Source organism: Asanoa ishikariensis (assembly GCF_900107455.1).
Taxonomy (GTDB): domain Bacteria; phylum Actinomycetota; class Actinomycetes; order Mycobacteriales; family Micromonosporaceae; genus Asanoa; species Asanoa ishikariensis.
In genome coordinates this window covers 37,040-62,180 of sequence record NZ_FNQB01000006.1, presented here as the reverse complement: position 1 = coordinate 62,180, position 25,141 = coordinate 37,040, and the positions used below count along the sequence as shown (strand labels likewise).

The window sequence follows — 25,141 nt, the reverse complement described above, 5'->3', positions numbered from 1 at the left end:
GCGGGAGACGGGGAGCGCACGTGCCGGCCGTACTGGAGATATCGGGTCTGGAGAAGACCTACCGCAGCAGACGCCGGGGGGCCCGCAAGGCGCTCGACGGTTTCGACATGGTCGTCGAGTCGGGCGAGGTGCACGGCTTTCTGGGCCCTAACGGCTCCGGCAAGACCACCACGCTGCGTACGCTGCTCGGCCTGATCGCACCCAACGGCGGCCGGATGACGCTGCTCGGCCAGGAGGTGCCGGCGGCCCTGCCGCAGGTCGCCGGACGAGTCGGCGCGATCGTGGAGAGCCCGCAGTTCTTCCCCAACTTCTCGGCGCACGACACGCTGTCGCTGCTGGCCGAGGCCGGCGGCGTGCAGAAGCAGCGTGTGACCGAGGTGCTCGAGCTCGTCGGCCTGCGCGATCGGGCCACGGAGCGGGTGCGCACCTACTCGCTGGGCATGAAGCAGCGCCTGGCCGTTGCCTCCGCGCTGCTCAAGAAGCCCGACCTGCTGATACTTGACGAGCCCGCGAACGGTCTCGACCCCGGTGGCATCCGGGAGATGCGCACGCTGATGCGCGGGCTGGCCGAGGCCGGCATGACGGTGCTGCTGTCCAGCCACATCCTCGGCGAGGTGCAGCTCATCTGTGACTCCGTCACGATCATCTCGCGCGGTCGCCGGGTGGCCTACGGTGCGGTCGCCGAGGTGCTCGCGCAGCACGCCGGCGGCGGTGTCACGGTCCGGCTGGAGTCCGCCGAAGACCTGTCGGTCGCGGCCGAGATCCTGATCGCGGCCGGCGCCCGGGTCACCCCGGACCACGACCGCCTGGTGGTCAGCAACGTCGAGAAGCCGGCGTGGGTGACCCGCACGCTCGCCGAACGGGGCTACTACGTGAGCGAGTTGGCACCGGTGAAGGTCGACCTGGAGAGCGTCTTCCTGGAGTTGACGCAGACGGCGCCGGTCGCGGGCCAGGCCCGCCAAGTCGACGACTCCGCGGTCGCGCCGGCGCAGGGCGGGTGGGGCGTGTGAGCCTGCCCAAGGCCGAGGTGCGCCGGCTGTTCAAGCGCCGGGTCACCCGCATCTTCCTCGCCATCACGCTGGTCGGGCTCGCCATCTTCCCGATCGCGTTCACCATCAGCAGCCACGCCAACAGTCCGGAGTCGCGTGCCACGGCGCAGGCGCAGGCCGACCAGGCGTACCAGCAGGCTCAGCTGGAGTTCGAGCGGACGACCGCGGAGTGCGAGGCCGCCAAGGCCCGGGGTGAGACCGGCCTCGACGACCGCTACGGACCCAACTGCGGCGCCGACTGGGGTCCGCGGCCGGAGTACTACCCGGCCGAGCAGTTCATGCCGTACGAGTTCAACTTCCAGGACGAGTTCGCGCCGTCGCTCGCCGTGCTCTCGGCGATCCTGGCCCTGGCCGCGTTCGTCATCGGCGCGTCCTTCGTCGGTGCCGAATGGAGCACCGGCGGCATGATGAACCTGCTGCTCTGGCGGCCTCGGCGGGTGCCCGTGCTGTTCACCAAGCTCGGCGTGCTGGTCGGTTCGATGCTCGGCCTGACCGCGGTGCTCGGCGCCCTGTGGACAGCGGCGTTCTGGTCCATCGGCCGCTACGACGGCAACCTCGGCAAGCTCACCGCGGGGGTGTGGCAGTCGCTCGGCCTGACCGGCCTGCGCGGCGTGACGATGGTGCTGCTGGCCGCGACCGTCGGGTTCTGCCTGGCCTCGATCGGTCGGCACACGGCGATGGCCCTCGGCGTCGGCATCGGCGCGGTCGTGGTCAGCGAGATCGGCCTGCGGATCGCGTTCGAGTTGCTCCAGGTGCGGTTCAGCGACCGGTACGTCCTGTCGACGTACCTCGTGGCCTGGTTCGACAAGAGCATGACCATCACCGACTGGCGGGCCTGCCAGTACGCGCAAGGTTCGTGCGAACCACCGGAGTACGTCGTCACCTGGCAGCACGCGTCGGTGTTGCTCGGTGCCGTGCTGGTGCTGTCGGTCTTCGGCGCGGTGTGGTCGATGCGGCGGCGCGACGTCGCCTGACGGGACGTTTTGATCACAGTGAATGAGCGGTGCACGGCGGCCTGGCCGCGGTTAGTCTGGTTGGCATCCCGTGGTCCCTGGTGATGCAGGGTCGACGTCGAGGAGCGCCATGATGCCTGCCGTTGACCAGGCCGACACCAACGACGAGGATGCACCGCCTCCGTCTCCTGTGGACAGTGGCCTGACGGAGCGCGAGGAGCAGATCCTGGCGTTCGAGCGCAAGTGGTGGAAGCACGCCGGTGCTAAGGAGCAGGCCATTCGCGACGCGTTCGACCTGTCGGCGACCCGCTACTACCAGTTGCTCAACGGGCTGCTCGACAACCCGGCGGCGCTGGCGGCCGAACCGGTCGTGGTGGCCCGGCTGCGCCGCCTGCGTTCGACCAGGGCGCGCTCGCGCCGCCGCTAACGACGCTGCGCGTAGGCCTCCAGCCGGGCCACCTGGACCGGGTCCAGGGACGGGCGGACCCGCTGGCGGGCGGCGGCGACGTGCTTCGCGGTGACCGACGTCGCCTCCAGTGACTCGCGGATCGCGACCAGGGCCGCCTCGCGGACCAGCGCGGCGCAGTCGGCGGCCGAGAAGCCGTCCAACTCGCGGCCCAGCGTGACCAGGTCGACCTCGGGGTCCAGCGGGACGCCCTTGGCCGCCGCCTTCAGGATCTCGGCTCGGGCGGCGGCGTCCGGTGGCGGCACGAAGACCAGCCGCTCGAGCCGGCCCGGCCGCAGCAGGGCCGGGTCGATCAGGTCCGGCCGGTTGGTCGCTCCGATCACCACCACGTCGCGGAGCGTCTCTATCCCGTCGAGCTCGGTGAGCAGCGACGCGACCACCCGGTCCGTGGTGCCGCCGTCGGTCGACTGACCACGCACCGGCGCCAGCGCGTCGACCTCGTCGAGGAAGATGAGCGTCGGCGCCGCCTCGCGAGCCCGGCGGAACAGCTCACGGACCGCGCGCTCGCTCTCGCCGACCCATTTGTTCAGCAGTTCGGCGCCCTTCACCGACAGCACGTTGGCCTTGCCGCTGCCGGCCAGCGCGGTGACCAGGAACGTCTTGCCGCAGCCGGGCGGACCGTAGAGCAGCACGCCGCGTGGCGGGCGCACCCCGAGCCGCGCGAACGTGTCCGGGTACGTCAGCGGCCACAGCACCGACTCGGTCAGCACCTGCTTGACCTCGACCAGGTCGCCGACGTCGTCCAGGGTGAGCCCGGAAAGCTCCAGTGTGGACGACGCCATCGAGGTCGGCCGGACCACCTCCAGCGCGGACGCGAAGTCGGCCGCCGTGATCAGCGGAGCCGCCGCGGTGCGTTGCCGCAGCGCCGCGCGGACGCCGGCCTCGCGGACCAGTGCGGCCAGGTCGGCGGCGACGAACCCGGGTGTACGCGCGGCGATGTCGTCGAGCTGCACGTCGCCGGCCAGCGGGGTGGACCGGGTGAGCACGGCGAGCTGCTCGCGGCGCATCGCCTGGTCGGGCAGCGGCACCGAGATCTCCAACGAGAGCAGGTCCGGTGCGCGCAGCGCCGGGTCGATCTGCTCCGGCCGGCTGCTCGTGCAGACCACCGCCGCACCGGCGCCGACCAGCGAGCCGAGCACCTGCCGGAAGACGGTGGTCAGCGGGCCAGGGGTGTCTCGCGGCGCGAGCGCGTCGACGTCGGTGATCAGCACGACGGTCGGCGGGTCGGTCGTGCGCTCGGCGGCCACCGCGCGCAGCCGGGCCGCGGCCGAGTCGGGGGTGAGCGCCGCTATCTCCGGTGCCCAGACGGTCAGCAACCGGGCGCCGACCGCGGCCGCGACGGCCCGCACCAGGTCGGACTTGCCGGAGCCGGCGGCGCCGGTGACCAGCACGCCGAGCGACACCGAGGTGGCCAGGCGGCTCAGCACGTCGCGGTGGTGGAAGCCGAGGTCGAGCAGTTCCGTGAGCTGATGCGCCTGGTTGCGCAGGCCGGGCAGGTCGTCGACGCTGGGCGCGTTCTCGTCGACCACGGAACCCTCGACCACGTCGCCGTCGATGACGGAGGGGTCGTCCTCGGTCCCGGTTCCCGCGCTGGCGCCGGAGTTGCCTGGTCCGGAGGGCCGGGTGCCTCCTCCGCCATCAGCCGTCCCGACGCCGGCTCCGCCGTTTCTGCCGGCCCCGCCCCTGACGCCGACTCCGCCCCTGACACCGGCTCCGCCCCCGACGCCGGCCCCGCCCGCGCCGACCGGGCCGGCCGCTGTCCGTCCCCGTGAGGCCTGGGTGATCTGTCCGTTCTCCCAGCCGACCACGGTGTCCATCGTGACCAGCGCGGCCTCGGTGGGAGCCACGTCCACGACGGTGAGCAGCGTGCTGGTCCAGGCGTAACCGACGCGGTTCGCGAGGCTCTGCCGGGCCGCCGCGACCAGCGACCGCGCCGCCTCGTCGGGCACCACGTCCTGGGGGAGCAGCGACACGTCGTCGCCGGTCGAGATGACCTTGCCGAGCAGGGCGAGTCGGAGCATCTCCGGTGACACCACGGCGACCACGCCCGGTGCGCCGCGCAGCGTGGCCCGGCGGGCCGCGACCACCGGTGTCGGTGCGACGGTGACCTGGGCGCCGTCGCGTACGCCCAGGTTGCCCAGCATCAGGTCGTCGGCGTGCAGCAGGCCGCGGCTGTCGGACGCCTCACCGGGCGCGACGATGCCGGCGGTCGTGCGCCGGCCGGTCAGCCGCACGGGGTCACCGGGGCGCAGGCCGAGCGCGCTGAGCACTTCGGGGTGCAGCCGGACGATCCCGCGGCGGGCGTCGAGCGCCGCCGGTCGCAGGCTCACGGTCAGGACAAGGTCACGGTCGGCCACCCCGCCGACACTAACCCGGATCCGGCCCGAGCAACGTGTGGTCCTGCCGGATCAGCTCGGCGAGCTGCGCGGCGGCGTCCTTGACCGGGCCCGGTGAGATCGCCACCGTGTCGTTGACCCAGCCCACCATGAACGCCGTGCTGTCGCCGGCCGACTCGACGGACACCGTCACGGTGGTGTCCGGATGGTGCTCGACCACCCGCCGTACCGCCTGGGCGAGCTCGACCGCGACGGACGTCCGCTTTCGGGTGTCCGCCTCCGCCTTGAGCCGTTCCAGTTCCTCCCGCCGTGCCATGCGATCGAGCGCCTCGCCGAACGCATCCCTCATCCGGACCGACCTCCGTCCACGTGCCCTGCCCCGCCGAACGTGCGCTTACGACCCGCCGCGTTCGCGCAGCGCCCGATCCAACGCCCGGTCGAGGAGCACGAGCAGGGCGTCGCGGACCGACAGGCGTTGCCGGGCGTCGAAGCGAACCACCGGCACGTGGTCGCCGACTGCCAGCGCCCACCGCACGGCGTTGAGGTCGTGGGTGAGCTGCCCGTCGAACGCGTTCACGGCCACCACGAACGGCAAATCAGCCCGTTCGAAGTAGTCGATGGCGAAATGACACTCGTCTAAGCGGGCGCTGTCAACCACTACCAGGGCACCAAGTGCACCGCGGGTCAGGTCGTCCCACATGAATCCGAAGCGGGACTGGCCGGGCGTACCGAACAGATAGAGCTTGAGGCTCCCGTCGATGGTCACGCTGCCGAAGTCCATCGCCACCGTGGTGGTCGTCTTCGTAGAGTCCGGGTGCAGGTCGTCGACGCCGATCGAGGCGGTGGTCATCTCCGCCTCGGTGGTCAGCGGGGCGATCTCGGAGATCGCGCCGACCGTGGTGGTCTTGCCGACGCCGAAGCCGCCGGCAATGACGATCTTGACCGGAATGGGCGCGCGGCGGCGCTTCACCGGCGGGCCGACCACGCGCGCGTCGACGGTCGGCGGGGCGGTACCAATGTGGTGCCAGCCCACGTTGGGCGCGTAGGCCGACTGCTGCTCCCGGTGGCGCCCACCGTGCTCCGGCTCATGGCCACCGACCGGTGGGCGGTCGGTGGTCAACGGCCACTCAGGAGATCGCACGTAGTCCACGGATCACCCGCCGAATCGTCTCGGGGTCGCGAGGATCAGCGACCTCAAAGGTGTGTACGTCCAGATGGCCGGTCGCCCGAAGGTCTCCGACCAGCACCCGGGTCACCCCGAGGTGCATGCGCAGCGTGGCCGAGATCTCGGCCACCGACATCGGTGCGGCGCAGAGCGCCACGATCGCGTGCAGTTCGCGGGCGCTGCTCGGCAGGTGGGTCCGTGGCGGTCCGTCGTGGATGGTCACCTGCGTCTCCATGCCGATCGCCGGGTCGACGCCGACGACCCGGCCGGAGGTCAGCACGAACGGGCGGAGCGCGCCTGACGGGTCGCCGTCGGGAGGTGCACCGCTGATGTCTCCGCCGGGGAACCCCGCCTGGAGGTACGGGCGTACGCCCGCACCCGACTCGGGGTCTTTCGCGGCGGTCATGACTGCACAGAGTTCTTCAGCTCGGCGATCAGGCGGGGGGTCAGGGCGCCGCCGGCCCGGCTCGCGAACAGGGTCATCTCGTAGGCCAGGGTGCCCAGGTTCGCCGACCGGTCGGCGATCACCCCGAGCACCGAGCCGCTGCTGATCGAGGTGATCAGCAGGTAGCCGTCGGCCATGTCGACGATGACCCGGTTGAGGCCACCGAGGGCGTACCAGCTTGCCGCGCCGCCGGCCAGGCTGGTCATGCCGGAGACGATCGCCGCCAGCCGCTCGGCGTTGGCCCGGTCCTTGATCGCTGACATCGCCATCAACAGGCCGTCGCTGGACACGGCGATGGCTTCCAGGACACCCGCGGTGCCCGAGGTGAACGAGTCGAGCAGCCAGTTGAAGGTCTGCGCCTCCTGGCTGAGCTGGCCGTTGGACACGTCCGCATCCGGTCGTTCGATGCTGTCGTGGATGTACGGGCTCGTCATCGTGATTCCTCTTCGTCGCCAAGGCCGGCACTGATCTGACGCATCGCGCGTGCCACACCGGATTCGAACTGCTGGACCAGGTCACGGGCCGCCACCGGGTCCGGCGGTTGGTCGGACGCCGGGCGCTCGTTCGGCGGCGCCTGGTCGTCGAGCGTGGCGCCTGGTTGGCGCCGGTTGAGCGGTTGGCCCGATGAGGCCGCCCCGCCGTTGGTGCCGGTCGACTCGGCAGCCGCGGTGCCGTTGACAGCGACCTTGGCCGAACCGTTCACGGGTACGGGTCGCGCACCCGGCACGGCACCGCCGCGGACCTGTCGTTCGGCGTACCGCACCCCGGCCTCGAACTCCTCGACCAGGGCGCGGGCGGCGGCCGGGTCGGCCGGCGACGGCGGTGCGGAGGTCGGCGCCGGCTCGGGGTCGCCGCTGGGCAGCCGCGCACCGGGCACCCGTCGGCGCAGGACGGCCTGGGTCTCCTCGTCGGACAGCTCCGGCGAAGGCTTGCCCTTGGCCGCCCTGGCCGGTTTGGCCGGCGGGGCCGCCTTGGCGGGCTTGCTCACCTGGGCTCGGCCGGGAGCGGGCCGCTCCGGTGCGGCAGCGGGCGGGCGCTCGGCCCCGGCGGGCTTGGCGGGCGACGCCGGGCGCTGGTTCGCCGGCGGCTTCTGGTCCTGCTCGGCCTCGCCCGCGATGCGCGGTTGGGGCACGAACGCGTTCCAGGGCTGCCCGTTGGCGAGCATCCGGCTGGCCCGGTTGAGCGCACCCTCGTCGAAGCCGGGGACGTTGCCGGTCGGTGCGCCGTGCCGGCGGGTCAGCGGCGTCGCGCGCGGGCCGGCATCGGCCTCGGCGTCGCTCGGGTCCTCGTCCTCGGTCGCCCTGGCCGGCCCCGGGGTCTGGGTCGGCGGCTCGGTCCGACCCGGCACCCGCTGGCGGATCGGCCACTCAGGCGCGGCCGCCGCCGGGGGCGGCACCGCAGCCTCGTCGGACGTCTCCGCCGGCTCGGGCGCCGGCGGTGCCGAGGCTTGGTGAGGATCCGCGGCACCGGCCGGTGCGGGTGCCGGCCCGGTGGCCGGTGCCGCGGACGATCCACCGCTCCCGACGCCGGCGCGGCGCTCGGGCCGGAACGGGTCGTAGACCGGCGCGGAAGAGCCGTCGCCACCGACCACCGGCGGCGCGAGCCGAGGTTCGTCGGATGTGGCGGGCAGCTCGGGTCTGGCCTGCTCGGGGTTGCCGACGCGCGCCCGGGCGACCGCCGACACCGGCGGCAGCTCGGCCTTGGTGACCAGGTCGCGCTCGTGCACCTCGAGCTCGGCGGTGACGCCGCCGCCCGGGGTCGGGGTCAGCGTGACCCGCATGCCGTGCCGGCGGGCCAGCCGGCCGACGACGAAGAGCCCGAGCACCTCGGTCGGCACCAGGTCGAGCCGTTCGCGCCGGGCCAGCCGGGCGTTCTCCTCGGCCATCCGTTCCGGCGACATGCCCAGGCCGTGGTCGACCACGAGCAGCCGGATGCCGGGGTCGCTGACGACGCCGGTGACGGTGACCCGGGTGTGCGGCGGCGAGAAGGTGGTGGCGTTCTCCATGAGCTCGGCCAGCACCAGCACCAGGTCGCCGATGATCGACGGCGCGATGCTGATCTCGGTCGGCACCTTGATGTCGACCCGCAGGTAGTCCTCGATCTCGCCGAGCGCGAGCCGGATGACGTCGGTGAGCGGCAGCGGCGCGACGTGGCTGTCGGCGCCGGACGACCCGGAGAGCACCACGAGGCTGCTGGCGCTGCGCCGCAGGCGGCTGGAGATGTGGTCGAGCCGGTAGAGGTGCTGCAGCCGGCCCGGGTCGGCCTCCTGCCGCTCCAGCCGGTCGATCAGCGCGAGTTGGCGGCCGACCAGGTTCTGCGTGCGGCGTCCGACGTGGCCGAACATCTGCGCGACGTTGCGCCGGCCGGCCACCTGGCGCTCGACGAGCCGGGCGGCGGTCGCCTGGACGCGCTCGAACGCCCGGGCCAGATCGCCGACCTCGTCCCGGGCGCGCACGTCGACGGCTTCCAGCCGGACGGGCACCGACGAGTCCAACTCGCCGTCGGCCACCTTGGTCAGCTCGGCCTCGGCGACCTTGGCGACGTCGTCGGCCGACTCGGTGAGGCGGGTCAGGGGTCGGGCAACGGCGCGCGCCACGGCGACGCTCAGCAGCACGACGCACAGCAGCAGGAGCACGCAGGCGAGGGCGACGCCGTACGCCTCGGTCAGCGCACGCCGTTGCCGCTCGCCGACCTCCACCTTGACGTCGGCGATGATCCGCTTTTCGACGAAGCCGCCCAGCGTCATCAGCGACTCGGCCAACGGGAAGAGCTGTGGCAGGGAGATGTTGTCCAGCGCGCCGAGCGGGTCGGCGGCGAACCGGCCGAGGAAGTCGCCGGTCGAGCTGCGCGCGTCGACGCCCTGCTGCACCAGGTCGTACACGCCGTTCTGCTCGGGTGTCGCGTAGGAGCGGAAGCGATCGCTGTCCTTGAGCAGGACCGCCATCGTCGCCGTGGTCAGGTCCTTGGGCGCCTTGTCGCCGAGCGCGGCGAGCAGCACGATCTGCACGGCGACGAGGCTGATCCCCTCGTCCGAGCGGAGCACCGAGTCCAGCGCCATGACCTGCTGGCCGGCCGGCGTGGTGGTGTCGGCGTTCTCGCTGAGGCCGAGCGAGTTGATCAGCCGGTCGACCGCCTCGCCGAAGGACTTCAAGACCGCCTGCGGGAGGCCCTTGCCGGCCAGCACCGTGGCCCGCACCGCGGCCAGCGAGGGAAGCGTGTCGAGCGCGACCTGGATGTCGACCGGCAGGTCGCTGGTCGCACGGAGATCGGCGATGGTGTCGGTGACTTGCGCGCTCTGCAACACGAGCCGGTTGCGGTCGACGACCTGGAAGGAGTAGCCGATCGAGAGCAGCCGCTCCTGCTGCAACTGCTGCACCAGCGAGCCCACCTGGCCGGCCACGTCGACGGTCCGGGCGGTCTGGTCGGCCCGCTCGGCGACGGCGACTCGGCCGCCGACCACCGGCACGGCGAGCGCGACGATGCCGAGCAGCGGGGCGATGAGCAGCAGCGCGAGCTTCCCGCGAATGCGTAACCTACCGAGCAGCACCGGATCGCTCCCACTGTGTGGCGTTCTCCTTCGGCGCGCCCCCGTAGGGCGCACCGGTGATCGGCGCGACCGTCGGCCACGACGTGGCCCCATCGGTCGCCAGTGCACCGGGACCGCCCTCGGGGAACGGCCCGGTCGGCCTGACCCGGCGGGGCCGCCCACCGAGGAAGTAGGCGAGGAAGAGGCCGATCGCGATCAGCGCCGCGGCGCCCGCGGCGCCGACCGCCCGCAGCCGGACCTGGTCGATCTCGTCGCCGCGGGCGTTGAGCAGCCGGTCGACCTCGTTGAGGATCGTGTTGTACAACTCGCCGGCGGCCGCCTGGAGCTCACCTCGAGCGACGCCGAGGATCGACTGGTCGTTGCTGGGCGTCGGCGTCCCGCTCGCGGCCGTGGTGGCCGCGGCGAGGATCGCGGCCATAGTGTCCGCCGAGCGCTGATAGCGGTCGAGGCGGCTGAGCAGGTTGCTGCCGAGGGTGCGGCTTTCCGTGCTGTCGACGGCGGACCGCAGGTCGTTGACCAGGCGGGTGGATGCCTGCTGGAGGGTGGCTCCGTCCGCGGCGAGCTGCGAGATCAGCTTGAGCTGGCGCTGGGCCTGCTGCTGCGGGGTCTGCCCGGCCACCGGCGTGCTGCTGGCGGCCTTGGCGAGCGCCGCGACATCCGTCAGCCGACCGGCCGAGATGACCGCCACCGGCAGCTCGCCGGCGGCACTGTTCTGCAGGTGGAACGCGTCGCCGTCGGGGTCGTGCACCAGGCCGGACTCGTCGCGGACCTTGGCGTAGAGAGCCAGGACCAGGTCGCCGAGCTCGCGATAGTCCGCCAGGGCCTGCGCCCGGTCGGCGGTGGCGGGCGTGTCGCGGAGGGTCTCCATGCGACTGCGGATCTCGGTCCACCGCTGGGTCGTGCGCAGGATCCCGCCGAGTTTCGCGTCGGTGGCGTCGGCCTGCTGCACCGCGACGACGATGGCGTCACGCGGCGCCGGCCGGCCGGACACGGCCGCGGACTGCGCGTCGGCAACCGCGAACGCGACCTGCTGAAGGCTGCGTAGGTAGGCGACGCCGTCGAGCTCGCGCTCGGTCGCCTTCGCCCGGTCGCCCTCGGTGCGCCAGGTCTGTGCGAACAGCAGCGCGGTCGGCACCAGCAGCGCTACGACCAATATGGACAGCAGCACGGACAGCGCTCCCGTACGGGCCCGGGAACGCGGTGCGGAACGTGTCATCGGCAACCCCTCCACGAAGTGGTGGCACGGGCGAAAACATCTGCCCCGGCCGTCCCGTCCACCGGACGGAGAAACTAGTGGAGGGGCACCCATGCCGGCCCAAACCGAACAGCCATTTCTCCTTCATCCGTCGGTTTCTATGGCCGTGCGTGATGGATCAAGATGCGAATCCTCACCCTGTGTAACTTGCTGTCGGTTCATTGCCCGCTCGGTGTGATACGTCGTATTTCGCGGGATACGCATGCGTCCCACCGACCGGCGGCCATTGACACTCAGAGAACGCTCAGGGCGTACGCCGTACCTTTGGCGGCATGTCGCCACCCCTGTCCCGTGTCCGCCGTCGGCTCCTCGCCGCGGCCGCGGCCGTGCTCGTCCTCGCCGGCGGTGTGACCTGGGCAGCCTGGCCGGACGACCCCGACTACCGCACACAGGACGCCCGGATCAGCGTCCGGTCCGGCCCCGGTGGCGACGAGCCGGTCGACCTGGACACCCGGCTGTTCCTGCCGGACGGCGCGTCGGCCACGGACAAGGTGCCCGCGGTGCTGCTCGCGCACGGTTTCGGCGGCACCAAGGAGAGCACCTACGCCGACGCGGAGGACCTGGCCGGCATCGGCTACGCGGTGTTGACCTGGACCGCCCGGGGCTTCGGCCGCAGCGGCGGGCAGATCCACCTGGACGACCCGGACTACGAGGTACGCGACGCGCAGCGCCTGGTCGACTGGCTCGCCGCCCGGCCGGAGATCCAAACCGACGCGCCCGGCGACCCCAAGGTCGGCGTGGTCGGCAGTTCGTACGGCGGCGGACTGGCCCTGCTGCTCTCCGCGCAGGACCCCCGGATCGACGCCGCCGTGCCGATGGCCACCTGGAACGACCTGGCCGGCGCCTTCCTGCCGGAGTCGACCGGGCGCGGTCCGGTCGAGGGCGTCTTCAAGAAGACCTGGGCCGGACTGTTCTTCGGCAACGGCGCGGGCAGCGGCCTCGGCGCGCTGGGCGAACTGCCGTCCGACACCGCGACCGCGGGGGCAGCGGCCGGCGTCGACCCGTCCTGCGGCCGCTTCGCCGCCGACGTCTGCGCCACGTACCAGCGGATCGCCACCACCGGCCGGGCCGACCAGGCCGCCGTCGACCTGCTGCGGCGCTCCAGCCCGGCCGCCGTGCTCGACCGGATCAAGGCACCCACCCTGCTGGTGCAGGGCACGGCCGACACGCTGTTCCCGCTCTCGGAGGCCGACGCCAACGCCCGGGGCATCGCCGCGAACGGCACGCCGGTGCGGGTCGCCTGGTTCACCGGCGGGCACGACGGCGGCGACGGCCCGCAGTCCGACCGCGACCGGGTCAAGTTCCTGATGGCGCAGTGGCTCGACCACTACGTCAAGGGCACCGGCGACACCCCGTCCACCAGCTTCACCTGGTCGCGGATCACCGGCTTCAACGCGCTCGACCGAGGCGTGGTGACCAGCGGTTACTCCGACCCGGCGTACCCGGGGCTCGCCGGCACCTCGACCTCGACGGTGACCGTCTCCGGGCCGGTGCAGCCGGTGGCCAACCCGCCCTCCGGCAACCCGGCGGCGATCTCGTCGCTGCCCGGTGCCGGCGGTGGGCTGTCCTCGTTCGTCAACGGAATCGTCACCGACCTTCCCGGCCAGCACGCGCGGTTCACCTCGGAGCCGCTCGACCGGCCCCTCGACATCGTCGGAGCGCCGACTGTGCGGATCCGGGCCGCGTCGCCGACCGGCGAGGCGGTGCTGTTCGTCAAGCTCTACGACGTCGACCCGAAGGGCGTGGCGACGCTGTCCAGCGGGCTGATCGCGCCCGTCCGGCTGACCGGGCTGCCGGCCGACATCGGGCAGGCCCAGCCGGTCCAGGTGACCCTGCCGGCCGTCGTGCACCGGGTCGAGGCCGGGCACACGCTGCGGATCGCGGTGGCAACCGCGGACCAGGCGTTCGCCACGCCGAACCAGCCTGCCGTCTACACGGTGGCGGTGCCCGACGACGCGACCGCGGTCACCCTGCCGACCGTGACCGGCGAGCCGATCGCCAGCCCGCAGGTGATCTGGCGGTACGTGCTGGTCGGCCTGCTCGTCGCGATCGCCATCGGGCTCGTGGTGGTCGTCCTGGTGGTGCGCCGCCGGCGCAGCCGGCACGACACCTCCGTGCATCCCGAGTACGCCGACGTGCCGCTGCGGGTCGACGGGCTGCGCAAGGAGTACGGCGACTTCGTGGCGGTCGACCGGGTCGACTTCGAGGTGAAGCGCGGCCAGGTGGTCGGCCTGCTCGGCCCCAACGGCGCCGGCAAGACGACCACGCTGCGGGTGCTGATGGGTCTGACCAACCCGACCGCCGGCCAGATCCACGTGTTCGGGCACCAGCTCGTGCCGGGCTCGCCGGTGCTGTCCCGGATCGGCGCACTGGTCGAGGGCCCCGGCTTCCTGCCGCACCTGAGCGGCCTGGCCAACCTCAAGGCGTACTGGGCCGCGACCGGCCGGCCGGAGGCCGAGGCCGAGCTCGACCGGGCGCTGGAGATCGCCGGGCTCGGCGCGTCCGTGCACCGCCGGGTGAAGAACTACAGCCACGGTATGCGGCAGCGGCTGGCCATCGCCCAGGCCATGCTGGGCCTGCCCGAGCTGCTGGTGCTCGACGAGCCGACGGACGGGCTCGACCCGCCGCAGATCGCCGAGATGCGCCGGGTGCTCAAGCGCTACGCCACCGACGGGCGGGCGGTGCTGGTCTCCAGTCACCTGCTGGCCGAGGTCGAGCAGACCTGCACGCACGTGGTCGTGGTCAACAAGGGCGCGATCGTCGCCTCGGGTCTGGTCGACGACATCGTCGGTGAGTCGCCGACGGTGCAGATCGAGGTCTCCGACGCGACCGCGGCGGCCGGCGTGCTCAGTCAGCTCGCCGGCGTCCGCTCGGTCTCGGTCGAGGGCGACTCGCGGCAGTTGGTGGTCGACACCAACGGCACGGCGCGCAGCGAGGTGGTCGCCGAGCTCGTGCGGGCGGGCATCGGGGTGGAGCGGGTGGTGCCCCGGCGCCGCCTCGAGGACGCGTTTCTCGCCCTGGTGGGGGAGAGCTCTAGTGGAAGCGGAGACCGATGACCGACCTTCAAGCGGGCGCGGCTGCGGGTTATCGGGCCGCTCGGACGCTGCCCATCCGGGCGGAGTGGCGGCGGCAGTGGTCGCGTGCGCGTACCCGCTGGGCCCTTGGTCTGATGGTCGCGTTGCCGTTGATCATCTTGATCGCCTTCCAGTTCGACAACGGCGGCGATGACGACAACGGCGGCGGCGAGTTCGGCAGTCTGATCGACCTGGCCACCTCGGGCGGGCTCAACTTCACCCTGTTCTGCCTGTACGTGTCGGCGACCTTCCTGCTGGTCGTCGCGGTCGCGCTGTTCTGCGGTGACACGGTGGCCAGCGAGGCGCAGTGGGGCAGCCTGCGCTACCTGCTGGCGGTGCCGGTGCCGCGGGCCCGGCTGGTGGCGGTCAAGCTGGTCGTCGCGCTCGGCTACTCGGGGCTGGCGCTGCTGACCCTCGCGGGCACGGCACTGGCCATCGGCACCGCACGGTACGGCTGGAAGCCGCTGAGCAGCACCGTGGCCAACGAAATCGCCGCCGGCCCTGGCTTGGTACGCCTGCTCGGCATCCTCGGCTACCTGGCCGTGGTGCTGCTCGTGGTGGCCGGGCTGGCGTTCCTGCTGTCGGTGTCGACCGACGCGCCGCTGGGTGCGGTGGGCGGCGCGGTGCTGCTGTGGATCCTGTCGAGCATCCTCGACCAGATCAGCGCGCTGGGCGCCGTGCGCAACCTGTTGCCGACCCACTACAGCACGGCGTGGCTCGGGCTGCTGTCCACACCGACGCAGTTCGACGACATCGTCAAGGGCGTCATATCGGCCGTGGTCTACGCGACGCTGTTCTGGTCGCTGGCCTTCTGGCGCTTCACCCGCAAGGACGTGACCAGCTAGTCGCCTGAGGTCTGGTTCACACACTGAGAAGAGACAGGACTCTTTTCTGGTCCAGGCCTTACGCTGGACACCACAACTGAATACCTCATCCAGAGGGGCTGAGGGATACGGCCCGAAGACGCCCCGGCAACCACCGCCGCCGACTCATCGCTGAGTCGCGGTGCGCAGGTGCCAATTCCGTCCCCGTCGCACGGTGCGGCGTGGGGAAGATGAGAGGACCCTCCCTCATGACGTCGACCATCGACGAAACCGCCTCCTCCGTTGCCGACTCGCCGGCCCGCGCCCTCGTCTGTCGCGGCTGTGGAGCGCAGTTCCCGCTCGCCGCGCAGCACGCCTGTTACGAGTGTTTCGGGCCGCTGGAAGTGGCCTACGACCCGGCCGCGCTGGCCCGGGTGACCCGCGCGCAGATCACCGCCGGCCCGCCGAACATCTGGCGCTACGCGCCGCTGCTGCCCGTCGGGCAGGACCCGTCGAGCCGCGTCACCCTCGATCCTGGTCTCACCCCGTTGATCTCCGCTCCCGCGCTGGGTGCCGAGCTCGGCTTCACCGCGCCGCTCTGGGTCAAGGACGACAGCGCCAACCCGACCCACTCGTTCAAGGACCGGGTCGTCTCGGTCGCGCTGACCGCGGCCCGCGGGCTCGGCTTCACCCGCTTCGCCTGCGCCTCGACCGGCAACCTGGCCAACTCGGTCGCCGCGCACGCGGCCCGGGCCGGCGTGCCGTCGATCGTCTTCGTCCCGGGCGACCTGGAGCAAGGCAAGATCATCACGACCGCGGTGTACGGCGGAGACCTCGTCGCCATCGACGGCTCGTACGACGACGTCAACCGGCTCTGCAGCGAGCTGGTGGAGACCGACGAGTTCGAGGACACCGCGTTCGTCAACGTCAACGTGCGGCCGTTCTACGCCGAGGGCTCCAAGACGCTGGGCTACGAGGTCGCCGAGCAGCTCGGCTGGCGGATCCCGGCGCAGGTGGTCATCCCGATGGCCAGCGGCGAGCTGCTCACGAAGATCGACAAGGCGTTCACCGAGCTCGTCGAGATCGGGCTGGTCGAGGCGCCGGCCGGCGGCTGGCGGGTCTTCGGCGCGCAGTCGGCGGGCTGCAACCCGATCGCGACCGCGCTGCACAACGACACCGACGAGATCGTCCCGGTGCGGCCGACCGGCATCGCCAAGTCACTCAACATCGGCGACCCGGCGGCGGGGCTCTACGCGCTGGAGGCGGTCAAGCGCACCGGCGGCTGGATGGACTACGCCACCGACGAGGAGATTCGCGACGCGATCCAGTTGCTCGCGCGTACCACCGGAGTGTTCGCGGAGACCGCCGGTGGGGTGACCACCGCCGTGTTGCGGAAGCTGGTCGCGTCGGGACGGTTGGATCCCTCCCTGGAAACCGTCGTCTTCAACACCGGCGAGGGGCTCAAGACGATCGACGCCGTGGCCGAGCAGGTAGGGCCCACCTATCGCGTCAAGCCGTCGCTTCGGGCAGCTCGGGAAGCCGGCTTGCTGGGCTGAGAAGGCCCGTTATCCAGGATGGACTCATACGTTCGGGTGATGCAACATGTGCACCCCGTAGCGGTGATTTTGCCGTCCGTCGAGAAAACATGTCTACAGGGACTTGACGACCATGATGGGTATCTCGCAGGATGCTCCGTGCGGGAGGGCGAGCCGCCGTAGACTTTTGAAGTTCTAGCGACCCAGCGCCGGAGGCGTTGTGCAGCCGCCCTTCCGACCAAACGTTCCTCGAAGGCCCCGTCCGCTGGACGGGGCCTTCGTCGTCGGTGGCTTCCGCGATAGTTACGTGCTTGAATGCGTTGGGAGCTCCGGGCCGTCACGTACGTCCTCACCGTGACGGGAGACAACCATGCACCGCAAGGCCATCCTGGCCGCTCTGCTCGCTGCTCTTCTCGGCGCCGCGTTCTTCTTCGCCGCGCCGGCCAGCTCGGTCGCCCTCGCACCTGTGCGGGTCATGCCGCTCGGCGACTCGATCACCGGGTCGCCCGGCTGCTGGCGATCAGTGCTCTGGAACAGGCTCCAGAGCTCCGGCTACACCAACGTCGACTTCGTCGGCACGCTCGGGCCGCAAGGGTGCGGCCAGGCGCACGACGGCGACAACGAAGGACACGGTGGCTTCCTGGCCACCAACGTCGCCAATCAGAACCAGCTCGTCGGTTGGCTCGCCGCCACCCGGCCGGACGTCGTGCTCATGCACTTCGGCACCAACGACGTGTGGAGCAACATTCCACCGGCGACGATCCTGGCCGCGTACGGCAAGCTCGTCGACCAGATGCGCGCCAGCAACCCGGCGATGCGAGTGCTGGTCGCGAAGATCATTCCGATGGCGCCCAGCAGTTGCGCCGACTGCGGGGCGCGGGTCGTCGCGCTCAACAACGCCGTCCCCGCGTGGGCTGCCAGCAAGACGACCGCGGCCAGCCCGGTCGTCGTGGTAGACCAGTGGACCGGGTTCAACACCTCGTCCGACACGTACGACGGGGTCCATCCCAACGCGTCCGGCGACCAGAAGATGTCGGACCGGTGGTATCCGGCGTTGGCCTCTGTTCTGGACGGCGGTCTGCCTTCGCCCTCGCCTACCGCTTCGCCTACTGCTTCTCCCACGGTTTCGCCGACGCCGCCGGCCAATGGTGGTGCCTGCGTGGCTACCTATCAGGTCGTGGGTCAGTGGACGGGTGGGTTCCAAGGTGAGGTGACTGTGCGAAATGCCGGGTCTGCGGCGTTTGCCGCGTGGACCGCGCGGTGGACGTTCTCCGGGCAACAGCTCACCCAGGTCTGGAACGCGGCCACGACCCAGTCGGGGTCCGCGGTCACCGCGCGCAACGTCGCCTGGAACGGATCGCTGGCTCCGGGTACGACGGCCACGTTCGGTTTCCTCGGTAGCTGGACAGGTGCCAACCCGGTGCCGGCGGTGAGCTGCACAGGGACGTAAATCGCTCGCGTGCCCGTCCAGGGTTGGGCACCCTGGCGGGCATGAGCATCGAGGTCACTCCGGTCGGGCCCGACGACGGTCAGCACGCGTACGAGATCCAGGCGCAAAGCCATGCCTTCGACGTGCCCGACTTCCCGCCGCTGTGCCCTCGTTCGTTCTTCGGGTCGCTGACCGACCCGTGGCCTGGCGCGCACAAGGTGCACGCTTTGGCGCGGCTCGACGGGGTTCCGGCGGGGTTCCTCGAGCTGCGGCTGCCGTACCTCGAGAACACCGGCACCGCCGACCTCAGCCTCGACGTGCTGCCGTCGATGCGGCGTCGCGGTGTCGGCAGCGCGCTGCTGGCTCATGCCATGGAAGCGTCCCGGGCCGACGGGCGTAAGCACCTGATCGGCGAGTCGGTGTGGGCCCTGCCGGGCGGTGCGGACCGACCTGTCGATGGTGGCGTCTTCGCCCGCGCCACCGGCGCCGCGCTGGCCCTGACCGACATCCGGCGGCGGCTCGACGCCACGTCGATCGACGAAGCGGCGCTGGATTCGCTGGTCTCCGCCGCCTGGCCCTCGGCGGCCGGCTACAGCCTGGTGAAGTGGGCCGGCGCCACGCCGGAGGAGTTCGCCGCCGACCAGGCCTACCTGGAGGGCCGGCTGATGTCCGACGCGCCGACCGGCGACCTGGCGGTCGAGGGGATGAAGATGGACACCGCGCGGCTCCGGGAGGTCGAGACGGCCCGCGAGCGACGGGGCCGCCGGGCCTACACGACCGCGGCGCGGCACGACGCCAGCGGCCGCCTGGTCGCGATCACGGCGATCGAGTTCAACGACACGCCCGACTGGCACGCCTTCCAGCAGATCACCCTGGTCGACCCGGACCATCGCGGGCACCGGCTGGGCGTGCTGGTGAAGGTCGAAAACCTACGCGCGGTGCTGGCCGCCGAGCCCGCCCTGCGCGCGATCGACACCTGGAACGCGGCGGTCAACGCACACATGGTCGCGATCAACGAGGCCATCGGCTTCCGCCCGGTCGACGAGTGGCACAGCTGGCAAATCGCCTTGTGACGGTTCTGCCTGCGCCGGGGCGCCGTTGAAGAGGCAAAATGGCTGGCATGACGGAGACCCCGCACACCTGGTTCGCCAACCACGCCGCGACCCTCGAGCGTGCCACCGAAGCGATCAAGGACCGTGGTTACTGGTCGGCCTACCCCGAGTCGCCCAGCCCGCGCGTCTACGGCGAGACCGCCGCCGCCGAGGGCGAGGCCGCGTTCCGTGGCTATCTCGACGCGAAGTTCCCGCTCGACCAGCCCGGGATCACCGACTGGGTGGCCACCGAGCGCAGCCCGTTCGGGGTGCCGCTGCTCGTGTCGTACCCGCACGTCGACCCGGCCACGCTGATCTCCTCCGCGACCGCGGCCCTGCCCGCGTGGCGCGACGCCGGCCCGCAGACCCGCGCGGGCGTCTGCATGGAGATCCTCTCCCGGCTGCACGCGCACATCTTCGAGCTGGCCAACGCGGTCCAGTTCACCAGCGGCCAGGCCTTCGTGATGGCGTTCCAGGCCGGCGGCGCCCACGCCCTCGACCGGGCACTGGAGGCGCTGGCCTACGCGTACGCGGAGATGACCCGCCACCCCGCCACCGCAGGCTGGGAGAAGCCGGCGGGCAAGGGCGACCCACTGCGGATGACCAAGACCTTCCACGTCGTCCCCCGCGGCGTGGCGCTGGTGATCGGCTGCAACACGTTCCCGACCTGGAACTCGTACCCGGGGCTGTTCGCCAGCCTGGTCACCGGCAACCCGGTAGTGGTCAAGCCACACCCGGGCGCCGTGCTGCCGCTGGCGATCACCGTCCGCTACGCCCGGGCTGTGTTGGAAGAGGCCGGCTTCGACCCCAACCTGGTGCAGCTCGCCGCTGAGGCGCCCGGCGAGGGCCTGGCCAAGACGCTGGCCCTCGACCCGGCCGTCCGCATCATCGACTTCACCGGCTCGACGGAGTTCGGCGACTGGCTGGAGACCAACGCGCGGCAAGCGGCGGTCTACACCGAGAAAGCCGGCGTCAACACGATCGTCGTCGACTCGACCGACGACTTCGCCGGCATGTGCCGCAACATCGGCTTCTCGCTCACCCTCTACAGCGGCCAGATGTGCACGACACCGCAGAACATCCTGGTGCCGGCGGCCGGCATCGAAACCGACCAGGGCCACAAGACCTTCGACGAGGTAGCCGCCGGCATCGCCGCCACGGTCGCGAAGCTGACGGGCGACCCGGCCCGCGCTGTCGAGCTGACCGGAGCCATCGTCAACGACGGAGTGCTGGCCCGGCTGTCCGAGGTCGTTGGGGTCGGCGACGCGGTCCTACCGTCGTCGGAGGTCACCCACCCGTCCTTCGCCGAGGCCACGGTCCGCACACCCACGGTGGTGAAACTGACGGCGGCCGACGCGGCGGTCTACGGGCGTGAGTGGTTCGGCCCGATCTCGTTCGTCATCGCCACCGACTCGACGGCCGCGAGCATCGACATCTTCCGGTCGACGGTCCTGGAAAAGGGCGCCCTGACCGCGGCGGCCTACTCGACATCGGAGCCGATCCTGGCAGCGGTGGAGACCGCGTCCCTGGACGCGGGAGTCCACCTCTCCTGCAACCTGACCGGCGGCGTCTTCGTCAACCAGTCGGCCGCCTTCTCGGACTTCCACGCGACCGGAGCCAACCCAGCGGCGAACGCGGCCTTGACCGACGGTGCGTACGTGAGCAACCGCTTCCGCGTGGTCCAGTCCCGCCGCCACACGACGGCCTGATCCCCCGAGCCCTTATCCGACCCTGACCAGGCACGGCCCGACCTAGTCGAGCCGAGCCTGGCAGGCCGGATCCGGCTACCTCGGCCTGGTCCGGCCCTGCCCGGCCTTGGTCCGGCCTGGCCGACCTGGCCTGGCTGACCTGGCCGGGCTGACCTGGCCTGGCCTCATCTGGCCCCGCCTCGTCGGGGCTGGGCTCCGCCCGGGTCGGAACCATCCGGGCTGGCCGTGCCCGGCCCTGGCCCACTCGGCCCAACCCGGCCTGGGCCAAGCGGGCCCGGCCGCGTCCGTTCGGTTCCCACCCGGCCTGGCTCCGCCCGGGCCGGAACCATCCGGCCTGGCCGTGCCCGGCCCAGGCCAACCCGTCCCCACCCGGCCTGGCCCGCCCGGCCTGGCCCGCCCGGCCTGGCCCGCCCGGCCTGGCCCGCCCGGCCTGGCCCGCCCGGCCTGGCCCGCCCGGCCTGGCCCGCCCGGCCTGGCCCGCCCGGCCTGGCCCGCCCGGCCTGGCCCGCCCGGCCTGGCCCCACCGGCCTGGCCCGGCCTGGCCCGCCCGGCCTGGCCCCGCCGGCCTGGCCCCGCCGGCCTGGCACGGCCTGGCCCCGCCCGGCTGGTCCGCCCATCTGGCCCCTGGCCAAGCCGACCCCATCTGGCTCGGGCCAACCGACCCTGGGCCCCCACCTGGTCCGTCCCCATCCGGCCTGCCCCATCCAGCCCGGTCTGACTCAAACCGGACCGGCCCGCCCGGCCCAGTCCCGGAGGCACGCGGCCTTCTGTTGCCTTTCGCTTCGCCTCAGGCCACCCCAGCGGGAGATCTAGGAAACATATTGTTGTTATAACGACAACCATTACCTAGATCGCGGCGTGGGCCGCCCGTGCAACGCGACCCCGCTGCGGCGTGGTTGGCGTCCGGCAGCATGGCCGCCGGGCGTGGCTGCCTACGGCCGACGCATGGCCGCCGGGCGTGGTTTCCCACCGTCGGGTGGCGGTCAGGCGTCGGGTCGTAGGCGGGTGATGGTTTGTGGCGTGAGCCATTCGCCAAGGGTTTCGAGGGCTGACAGCACCGTGGCCAGGTCGGTGGGGGTGTGTTCGCCCAGAGCGCCCGCTACTGCGTCGTCGACCGTGGCGGCTGCCACCGTGCGGCGGCGGGGGGTCAGGTTCGGGTTGCGGCCCAGCAACTGGCGGCGGCGGTCTCGCGGGTCTGGCTCCGAGATCACTGAGCCGACGGAGCGCAGTCGGGCGACCGAGCCGGAGACGGCGCTCTGGGGGAGGCCTGTGCGGCGGGCTACCTCGCCGACCGTGGTGCCGGGGTTCTGGTAGATGTCGGTCATCACGATGACCACCGTGCGCTCGCCGCCCGGCGGGGTGCCGTCCTCGGGAGTGGGCAGTGCCTGCTCGCCGATCTTCATGAGCGTCCGGCCCAGCAGGATGATCTCGACGGGGGTCATGTTCTTAGATTACATCACTCTTGATACATCAAAAATGATGCTTTAGTGTCGGCGCCATGAACGACTACGTTGCTGTCGACGGTGCTCGCCTCTGGTTCCAGGTGGCAGGCTCCGGGCCGGTCCTGCTCATCTCCCAGAGCGGCGAGGGAGATGCCGACCGCACAGTCGACCTCGTCGGCCACCTGACCGATCGGTTCACCGTCGTCACGTACGACCGCCGCGGTCTCTCCAGGAGCACCGCCGACGACCGCAAGGTCTCCATTCGCCAGCACGCCGACGATGCCGCGGCCGTCCTTCGGCAGGTGACCGACCAACCCGCCGACATGCTGGGCCTGAGTCTCGGTGCGGTCATCGGTCTGCACCTGCTGCACTCGTACCCCGGATCGGTCCGCCGCCTGATCGCCCACGAGCCGATCGCCCTGCCGTTCCTCGCGCCCGTCGACGCCGACGTCGCGCGGGCGAAGCTGGCCGGCGTGCGGCGCGTGCATCAGGCCGAGGGCTGGCGGGCCGCCGCCGTCGAGGTGGCCACCGTGCTCGGCATCGACCCCCGCAACCAGCCCACCGAGCCGGGCATCACGACATTCCCGTTCACGGACCAGCGCGCCGCCAACTTCGAGTACTTCCTCGCCAACGACCTCGACGCGGCGCTCGCCGACACCCTGCTACTCGCCGACGTGCCACGCGACGGGCGGATCATCCCGGCGGTCGGCGCGACCAGTCCTGAGGACGGCTTCGACTACCTGGCCGCGCTGGCGCTGGCGAGTCATCTCGGCGTGGCGGCGCTGCGCTTCCCGGGCGGGCACAACGGCAACCTGACCCACCCGCGCGCGTTCGCTGAGCAGGTCCGTGCCGTCCTTACCTAGGCGCGGCGGCGCATCTGGAGCTCGGTCATCGCGGCCGTGGTCGGGTGTTGGAGCCGCACCCCCGTGTCGACGAAGCCCACGCGTTCGTAGGCCCGGACCGCGCGGTCGTTGCCCACGACCACCTCGAGCATCAGGTCCGGCCGACCCGCGGCGCGCGACCAGGCGGCTACCGCCTCGGTGAGGGCGCTGGTCAAGCCCTTCCCGCGCCACGCGGGTGTCACGTACACCGCGAAGATCACCGTCACTCCGGGCTCTTCCGGTACGACCGTGCCGCCCGCGTGGGCGACCGCGCGGCCGTCCGCGACCGCGATGAACTGGGCTACCCGGTCGCCGGCCGAGGTCTCCGCGATGCGGGCCTTGTACTCGGCGTGCGAGCGCGCCGCCGCCTGCGCCAGCGTCTCCAGGAAGGCCAGCGGCGAGTCGGCGAGCATCTCCAGCCGGAGTGCGCGCGTCCGGGCGGCGTCCGCAGGACGTACCCGGCGGACCTCGACCGCCGGGGGCAGCGCAGGAGCGGGCACGGGCGCGGTGCGGGCGGTCATGCCGCCACGTAGACCCAGGCCTGGGCGCCCGACGTCAGCGGGCACAGCGCCCGGCGGTAGTCGGATACCTCGTAGCCGTCCGCCGCGACCAGTTCCTCGTCGGTGAGCTCGAAGACCATGCCTTCCACGCGGTCGGTGGGGTTGGCGCTCGGGGCGACCACCGGGTGGTGGGCGGTGCCGCTCAGGGCGATCACGGCCGGCTCGGTGATCTCCAGGAGGCCCATCGTGTAGCCGGGCAGGGCGTCCGCGTGGCCACCCAGCTCGCGGCCGAAGTTGGCGCGTTGGACCGCCGGGTCGCGGAGCGTGCCGTACGAGAAGAGCAGGGGCATGGCTCTGATCATGCCCGGCCCGCCGGGGTCACGCGGAGGGTGTCGCCAACGGGGTCGTCGGCGCCAGGAGTTGGGCACCGACCGCCGTGCACTGGGCGGCGCCGTACTCGAATCCGAGGGCGCCGTTATAGCGCAGCAGCACGCCGATCGCCCATTGGTCGGTCACCGCGAGGCAGGCCATGTGCCAAAGGCCGTCGTCGTCGCGGAAGAGCCAGCCGTTCTTGATCGCTACGGTGCCGGCGGCCGGTTGCGGCAATGCGTTGCGGACGCCGAAATCGCCGGTTCCGCGTACGGAGCGCATCTCCGAAAGCAACCAATGCGTCCAACGCTGGCCCGCGGCGCGGCCGTCGGCGATGCAGTCCGCAAGGCGCACGGTGTCGCGGGCCGAGATCACGGTGTTGCTCCAGTTGTACGCGTGCGGCGCGCTGTCCGTCAGGCCGCACATGTTGATCATTCGAAAGATCGAGTCTTGGCCGCCGACTAGGTCGTACATGGCGATCGCTGCTTCGTTGTCGCTGTCTCGGATCATGATGGTCAGCTGGTGTAGCCGAAAATCTGAAGGCTCCTCGCCTTTATCTTCCGAAAGTCTCAGGAAATCGGCTGCCAACCATGCCTTCACCATCGACATGGTGTCGCTCGGTTCGGCCATGTTCGATGAGCCGGTGATCCGCCCGCCCTGCCGGTCGAGCAGTGCCCATGAGAGGAAGCCGTCGACGTAAGCGGTGACCGCTCCCACCCGCATCTCGGGTGTCCGCCCGCGGGCCGCCGCGGGACCCGGTCGCTTCGCCGAAGCTGCCGTGACCTGCTCCTTCGGCACCACGTGGCGGATCGCGAAGACAGTCCCGGCGACGATCAGCAGGACGACGGCGACGGCTGGGAGCGTGTTCCGTGCACGGGACCGATGTCGCCCGGGCTGTGCGCCGTGTCTGCCTCGAAACACGTTCGGTTAACGAGCGAGGCGCCGGTAAGGGCGCTCAGGGTGTCCATTTTGGGGTAGTGCACCGTCGTCACTCCTCGTGTACCTTACGATTTCGGCCGCAATGTTCGAGGGCTCACCAACAGCCTTGAATGGGCGGTCTTGGACCGGCAGGCGCATCAAAGGTTAGGAAGT

Annotated in this window: 21 protein-coding genes and 1 riboswitch; of the genes, 10 read left to right on the top strand and 11 right to left on the bottom strand. The window is 71.6% G+C overall.

The genetic code is table 11. The features are described from left to right. Positions 1-20: 20 nt before the first annotated feature. From BLV39_RS39755 to BLV39_RS39745, 3 genes are all read left to right on the top strand, one after another. Positions 21-1,010 carry an ATP-binding cassette domain-containing protein gene (locus tag BLV39_RS39755; protein ID WP_090804252.1) on the top strand — a complete coding sequence of 330 codons (990 nt, stop codon included), beginning with the start codon at positions 21-23 and terminating at the stop codon, positions 1,008-1,010. After that, positions 1,007-2,023 (top strand): ABC transporter permease subunit, encoded by a 1,017-nt coding sequence (locus tag BLV39_RS39750; protein ID WP_090804678.1) that lies wholly within the window; start codon positions 1,007-1,009, stop codon positions 2,021-2,023. The genes BLV39_RS39755 and BLV39_RS39750 overlap by 4 nt, the downstream gene beginning before the upstream one ends. A gap of 70 nt (positions 2,024-2,093) precedes the next feature. Continuing rightward, positions 2,094-2,429, top strand: a complete 336-nt coding sequence (locus BLV39_RS39745) for a DUF3263 domain-containing protein (protein WP_373315298.1) — start codon at positions 2,094-2,096, stop codon at positions 2,427-2,429. On the opposite strand, the gene BLV39_RS39740 is transcribed toward BLV39_RS39745, so the two are convergent. The 7 genes from BLV39_RS39740 to BLV39_RS39710 form a co-directional block, all read right to left on the bottom strand. Next, complete coding sequence (locus BLV39_RS39740) at positions 2,426-4,825, bottom strand: AAA family ATPase (protein WP_090804248.1); 2,400 nt, start codon at positions 4,823-4,825, stop codon at positions 2,426-2,428. The two genes, BLV39_RS39745 and BLV39_RS39740, sit on opposite strands and share 4 nt — an antisense overlap. 10 nt (positions 4,826-4,835) lie before the next feature. Next, a complete protein-coding gene (locus BLV39_RS39735; protein ID WP_090804245.1) occupies positions 4,836-5,153 on the bottom strand; it encodes a hypothetical protein in 318 nt (105 codons plus the stop codon). A gap of 45 nt (positions 5,154-5,198) precedes the next feature. After that, positions 5,199-5,789: a GTP-binding protein gene (locus BLV39_RS39730; RefSeq protein WP_204082777.1), complete on the bottom strand. Its 591-nt coding sequence runs from the start codon at positions 5,787-5,789 to the stop codon at positions 5,199-5,201. Positions 5,790-5,931: 142 nt separating this feature from the next. Beyond that, positions 5,932-6,375 carry a DUF742 domain-containing protein gene (locus BLV39_RS39725; RefSeq protein ID WP_090804244.1) on the bottom strand — a complete coding sequence of 148 codons (444 nt, stop codon included), beginning with the start codon at positions 6,373-6,375 and terminating at the stop codon, positions 5,932-5,934. Further along, positions 6,372-6,848: a roadblock/LC7 domain-containing protein gene (locus BLV39_RS39720; protein ID WP_090804242.1), complete on the bottom strand. Its 477-nt coding sequence runs from the start codon at positions 6,846-6,848 to the stop codon at positions 6,372-6,374. Before BLV39_RS39720 ends, BLV39_RS39725 begins: the two co-directional genes overlap by 4 nt. Continuing rightward, complete coding sequence (locus BLV39_RS39715; RefSeq protein WP_239083648.1) at positions 6,845-9,961, bottom strand: sensor histidine kinase; 3,117 nt, start codon at positions 9,959-9,961, stop codon at positions 6,845-6,847. The genes BLV39_RS39720 and BLV39_RS39715 overlap by 4 nt, the downstream gene beginning before the upstream one ends. Continuing rightward, positions 9,948-11,177, bottom strand: coding sequence for a hypothetical protein (locus BLV39_RS39710; protein WP_143050113.1), 1,230 nt, complete (start codon positions 11,175-11,177; stop codon positions 9,948-9,950). Before BLV39_RS39710 ends, BLV39_RS39715 begins: the two co-directional genes overlap by 14 nt. 311 nt (positions 11,178-11,488) lie before the next feature. Between BLV39_RS39710 and BLV39_RS39705 the strand changes: the two genes are divergently transcribed. The 6 genes from BLV39_RS39705 (at position 11,489) to paaN (ending at position 20,857) form a co-directional block, all read left to right on the top strand. Continuing rightward, positions 11,489-14,272 (top strand): alpha/beta fold hydrolase, encoded by a 2,784-nt coding sequence (locus BLV39_RS39705; protein ID WP_090804238.1) that lies wholly within the window; start codon positions 11,489-11,491, stop codon positions 14,270-14,272. Next, positions 14,269-15,135, top strand: coding sequence for an ABC transporter permease (locus BLV39_RS39700; RefSeq protein WP_090804236.1), 867 nt, complete (start codon positions 14,269-14,271; stop codon positions 15,133-15,135). Before BLV39_RS39705 ends, BLV39_RS39700 begins: the two co-directional genes overlap by 4 nt. Before the next feature lie 82 nt (positions 15,136-15,217). Further along, positions 15,218-15,351: riboswitch (SAM riboswitch) on the top strand. Positions 15,352-15,362: 11 nt separating this feature from the next. Then, positions 15,363-16,649, top strand: a complete 1,287-nt coding sequence (thrC, locus tag BLV39_RS39695) for a threonine synthase (RefSeq protein ID WP_090804234.1) — start codon at positions 15,363-15,365, stop codon at positions 16,647-16,649. 349 nt (positions 16,650-16,998) lie between these two features. Next, on the top strand, positions 16,999-18,078 hold the full coding sequence (locus BLV39_RS39690; RefSeq protein WP_090804232.1) for a cellulose binding domain-containing protein: 1,080 nt from the start codon (positions 16,999-17,001) through the stop codon (positions 18,076-18,078). Positions 18,079-18,119: 41 nt separating this feature from the next. After that, entirely contained in the window at positions 18,120-19,130 is a 1,011-nt protein-coding gene (locus tag BLV39_RS39685; RefSeq protein WP_090804674.1) for a GNAT family N-acetyltransferase, read from the top strand. Between the two features lie 47 nt (positions 19,131-19,177). Further along, positions 19,178-20,857 (top strand): phenylacetic acid degradation protein PaaN, encoded by a 1,680-nt coding sequence (gene paaN, locus BLV39_RS39680; RefSeq protein ID WP_090804231.1) that lies wholly within the window; start codon positions 19,178-19,180, stop codon positions 20,855-20,857. Positions 20,858-21,840: 983 nt separating this feature from the next. On the opposite strand, the gene BLV39_RS39675 is transcribed toward paaN, so the two are convergent. Beyond that, the gene (locus BLV39_RS39675) at positions 21,841-22,299 is read right to left on the bottom strand and encodes a MarR family transcriptional regulator (protein ID WP_204082776.1); all 459 of its coding nucleotides are present in this window, start codon (positions 22,297-22,299) and stop codon (positions 21,841-21,843) included. 56 nt (positions 22,300-22,355) lie between these two features. Between BLV39_RS39675 and BLV39_RS39670 the strand changes: the two genes are divergently transcribed. Then, the gene (locus BLV39_RS39670) at positions 22,356-23,162 is read left to right on the top strand and encodes an alpha/beta fold hydrolase (protein WP_090804228.1); all 807 of its coding nucleotides are present in this window, start codon (positions 22,356-22,358) and stop codon (positions 23,160-23,162) included. Here the strand turns inward: BLV39_RS39670 and BLV39_RS39665 are convergent. Genes BLV39_RS39665 through BLV39_RS39655 form a run of 3 tightly spaced genes read right to left on the bottom strand, consistent with a single transcriptional unit; the run spans position 23,159 to position 24,772 of the window. Beyond that, positions 23,159-23,701: a GNAT family N-acetyltransferase gene (locus BLV39_RS39665; protein WP_090804227.1), complete on the bottom strand. Its 543-nt coding sequence runs from the start codon at positions 23,699-23,701 to the stop codon at positions 23,159-23,161. The two genes, BLV39_RS39670 and BLV39_RS39665, sit on opposite strands and share 4 nt — an antisense overlap. Beyond that, on the bottom strand, positions 23,698-24,030 hold the full coding sequence (locus BLV39_RS39660) for a gamma-glutamylcyclotransferase family protein (RefSeq protein ID WP_204082775.1): 333 nt from the start codon (positions 24,028-24,030) through the stop codon (positions 23,698-23,700). The genes BLV39_RS39665 and BLV39_RS39660 overlap by 4 nt, the downstream gene beginning before the upstream one ends. Positions 24,031-24,058: 28 nt before the next feature. Next, positions 24,059-24,772: a serine hydrolase gene (locus BLV39_RS39655; RefSeq protein ID WP_143050112.1), complete on the bottom strand. Its 714-nt coding sequence runs from the start codon at positions 24,770-24,772 to the stop codon at positions 24,059-24,061. Between the last annotated feature and the right edge of the window lie 369 nt (positions 24,773-25,141).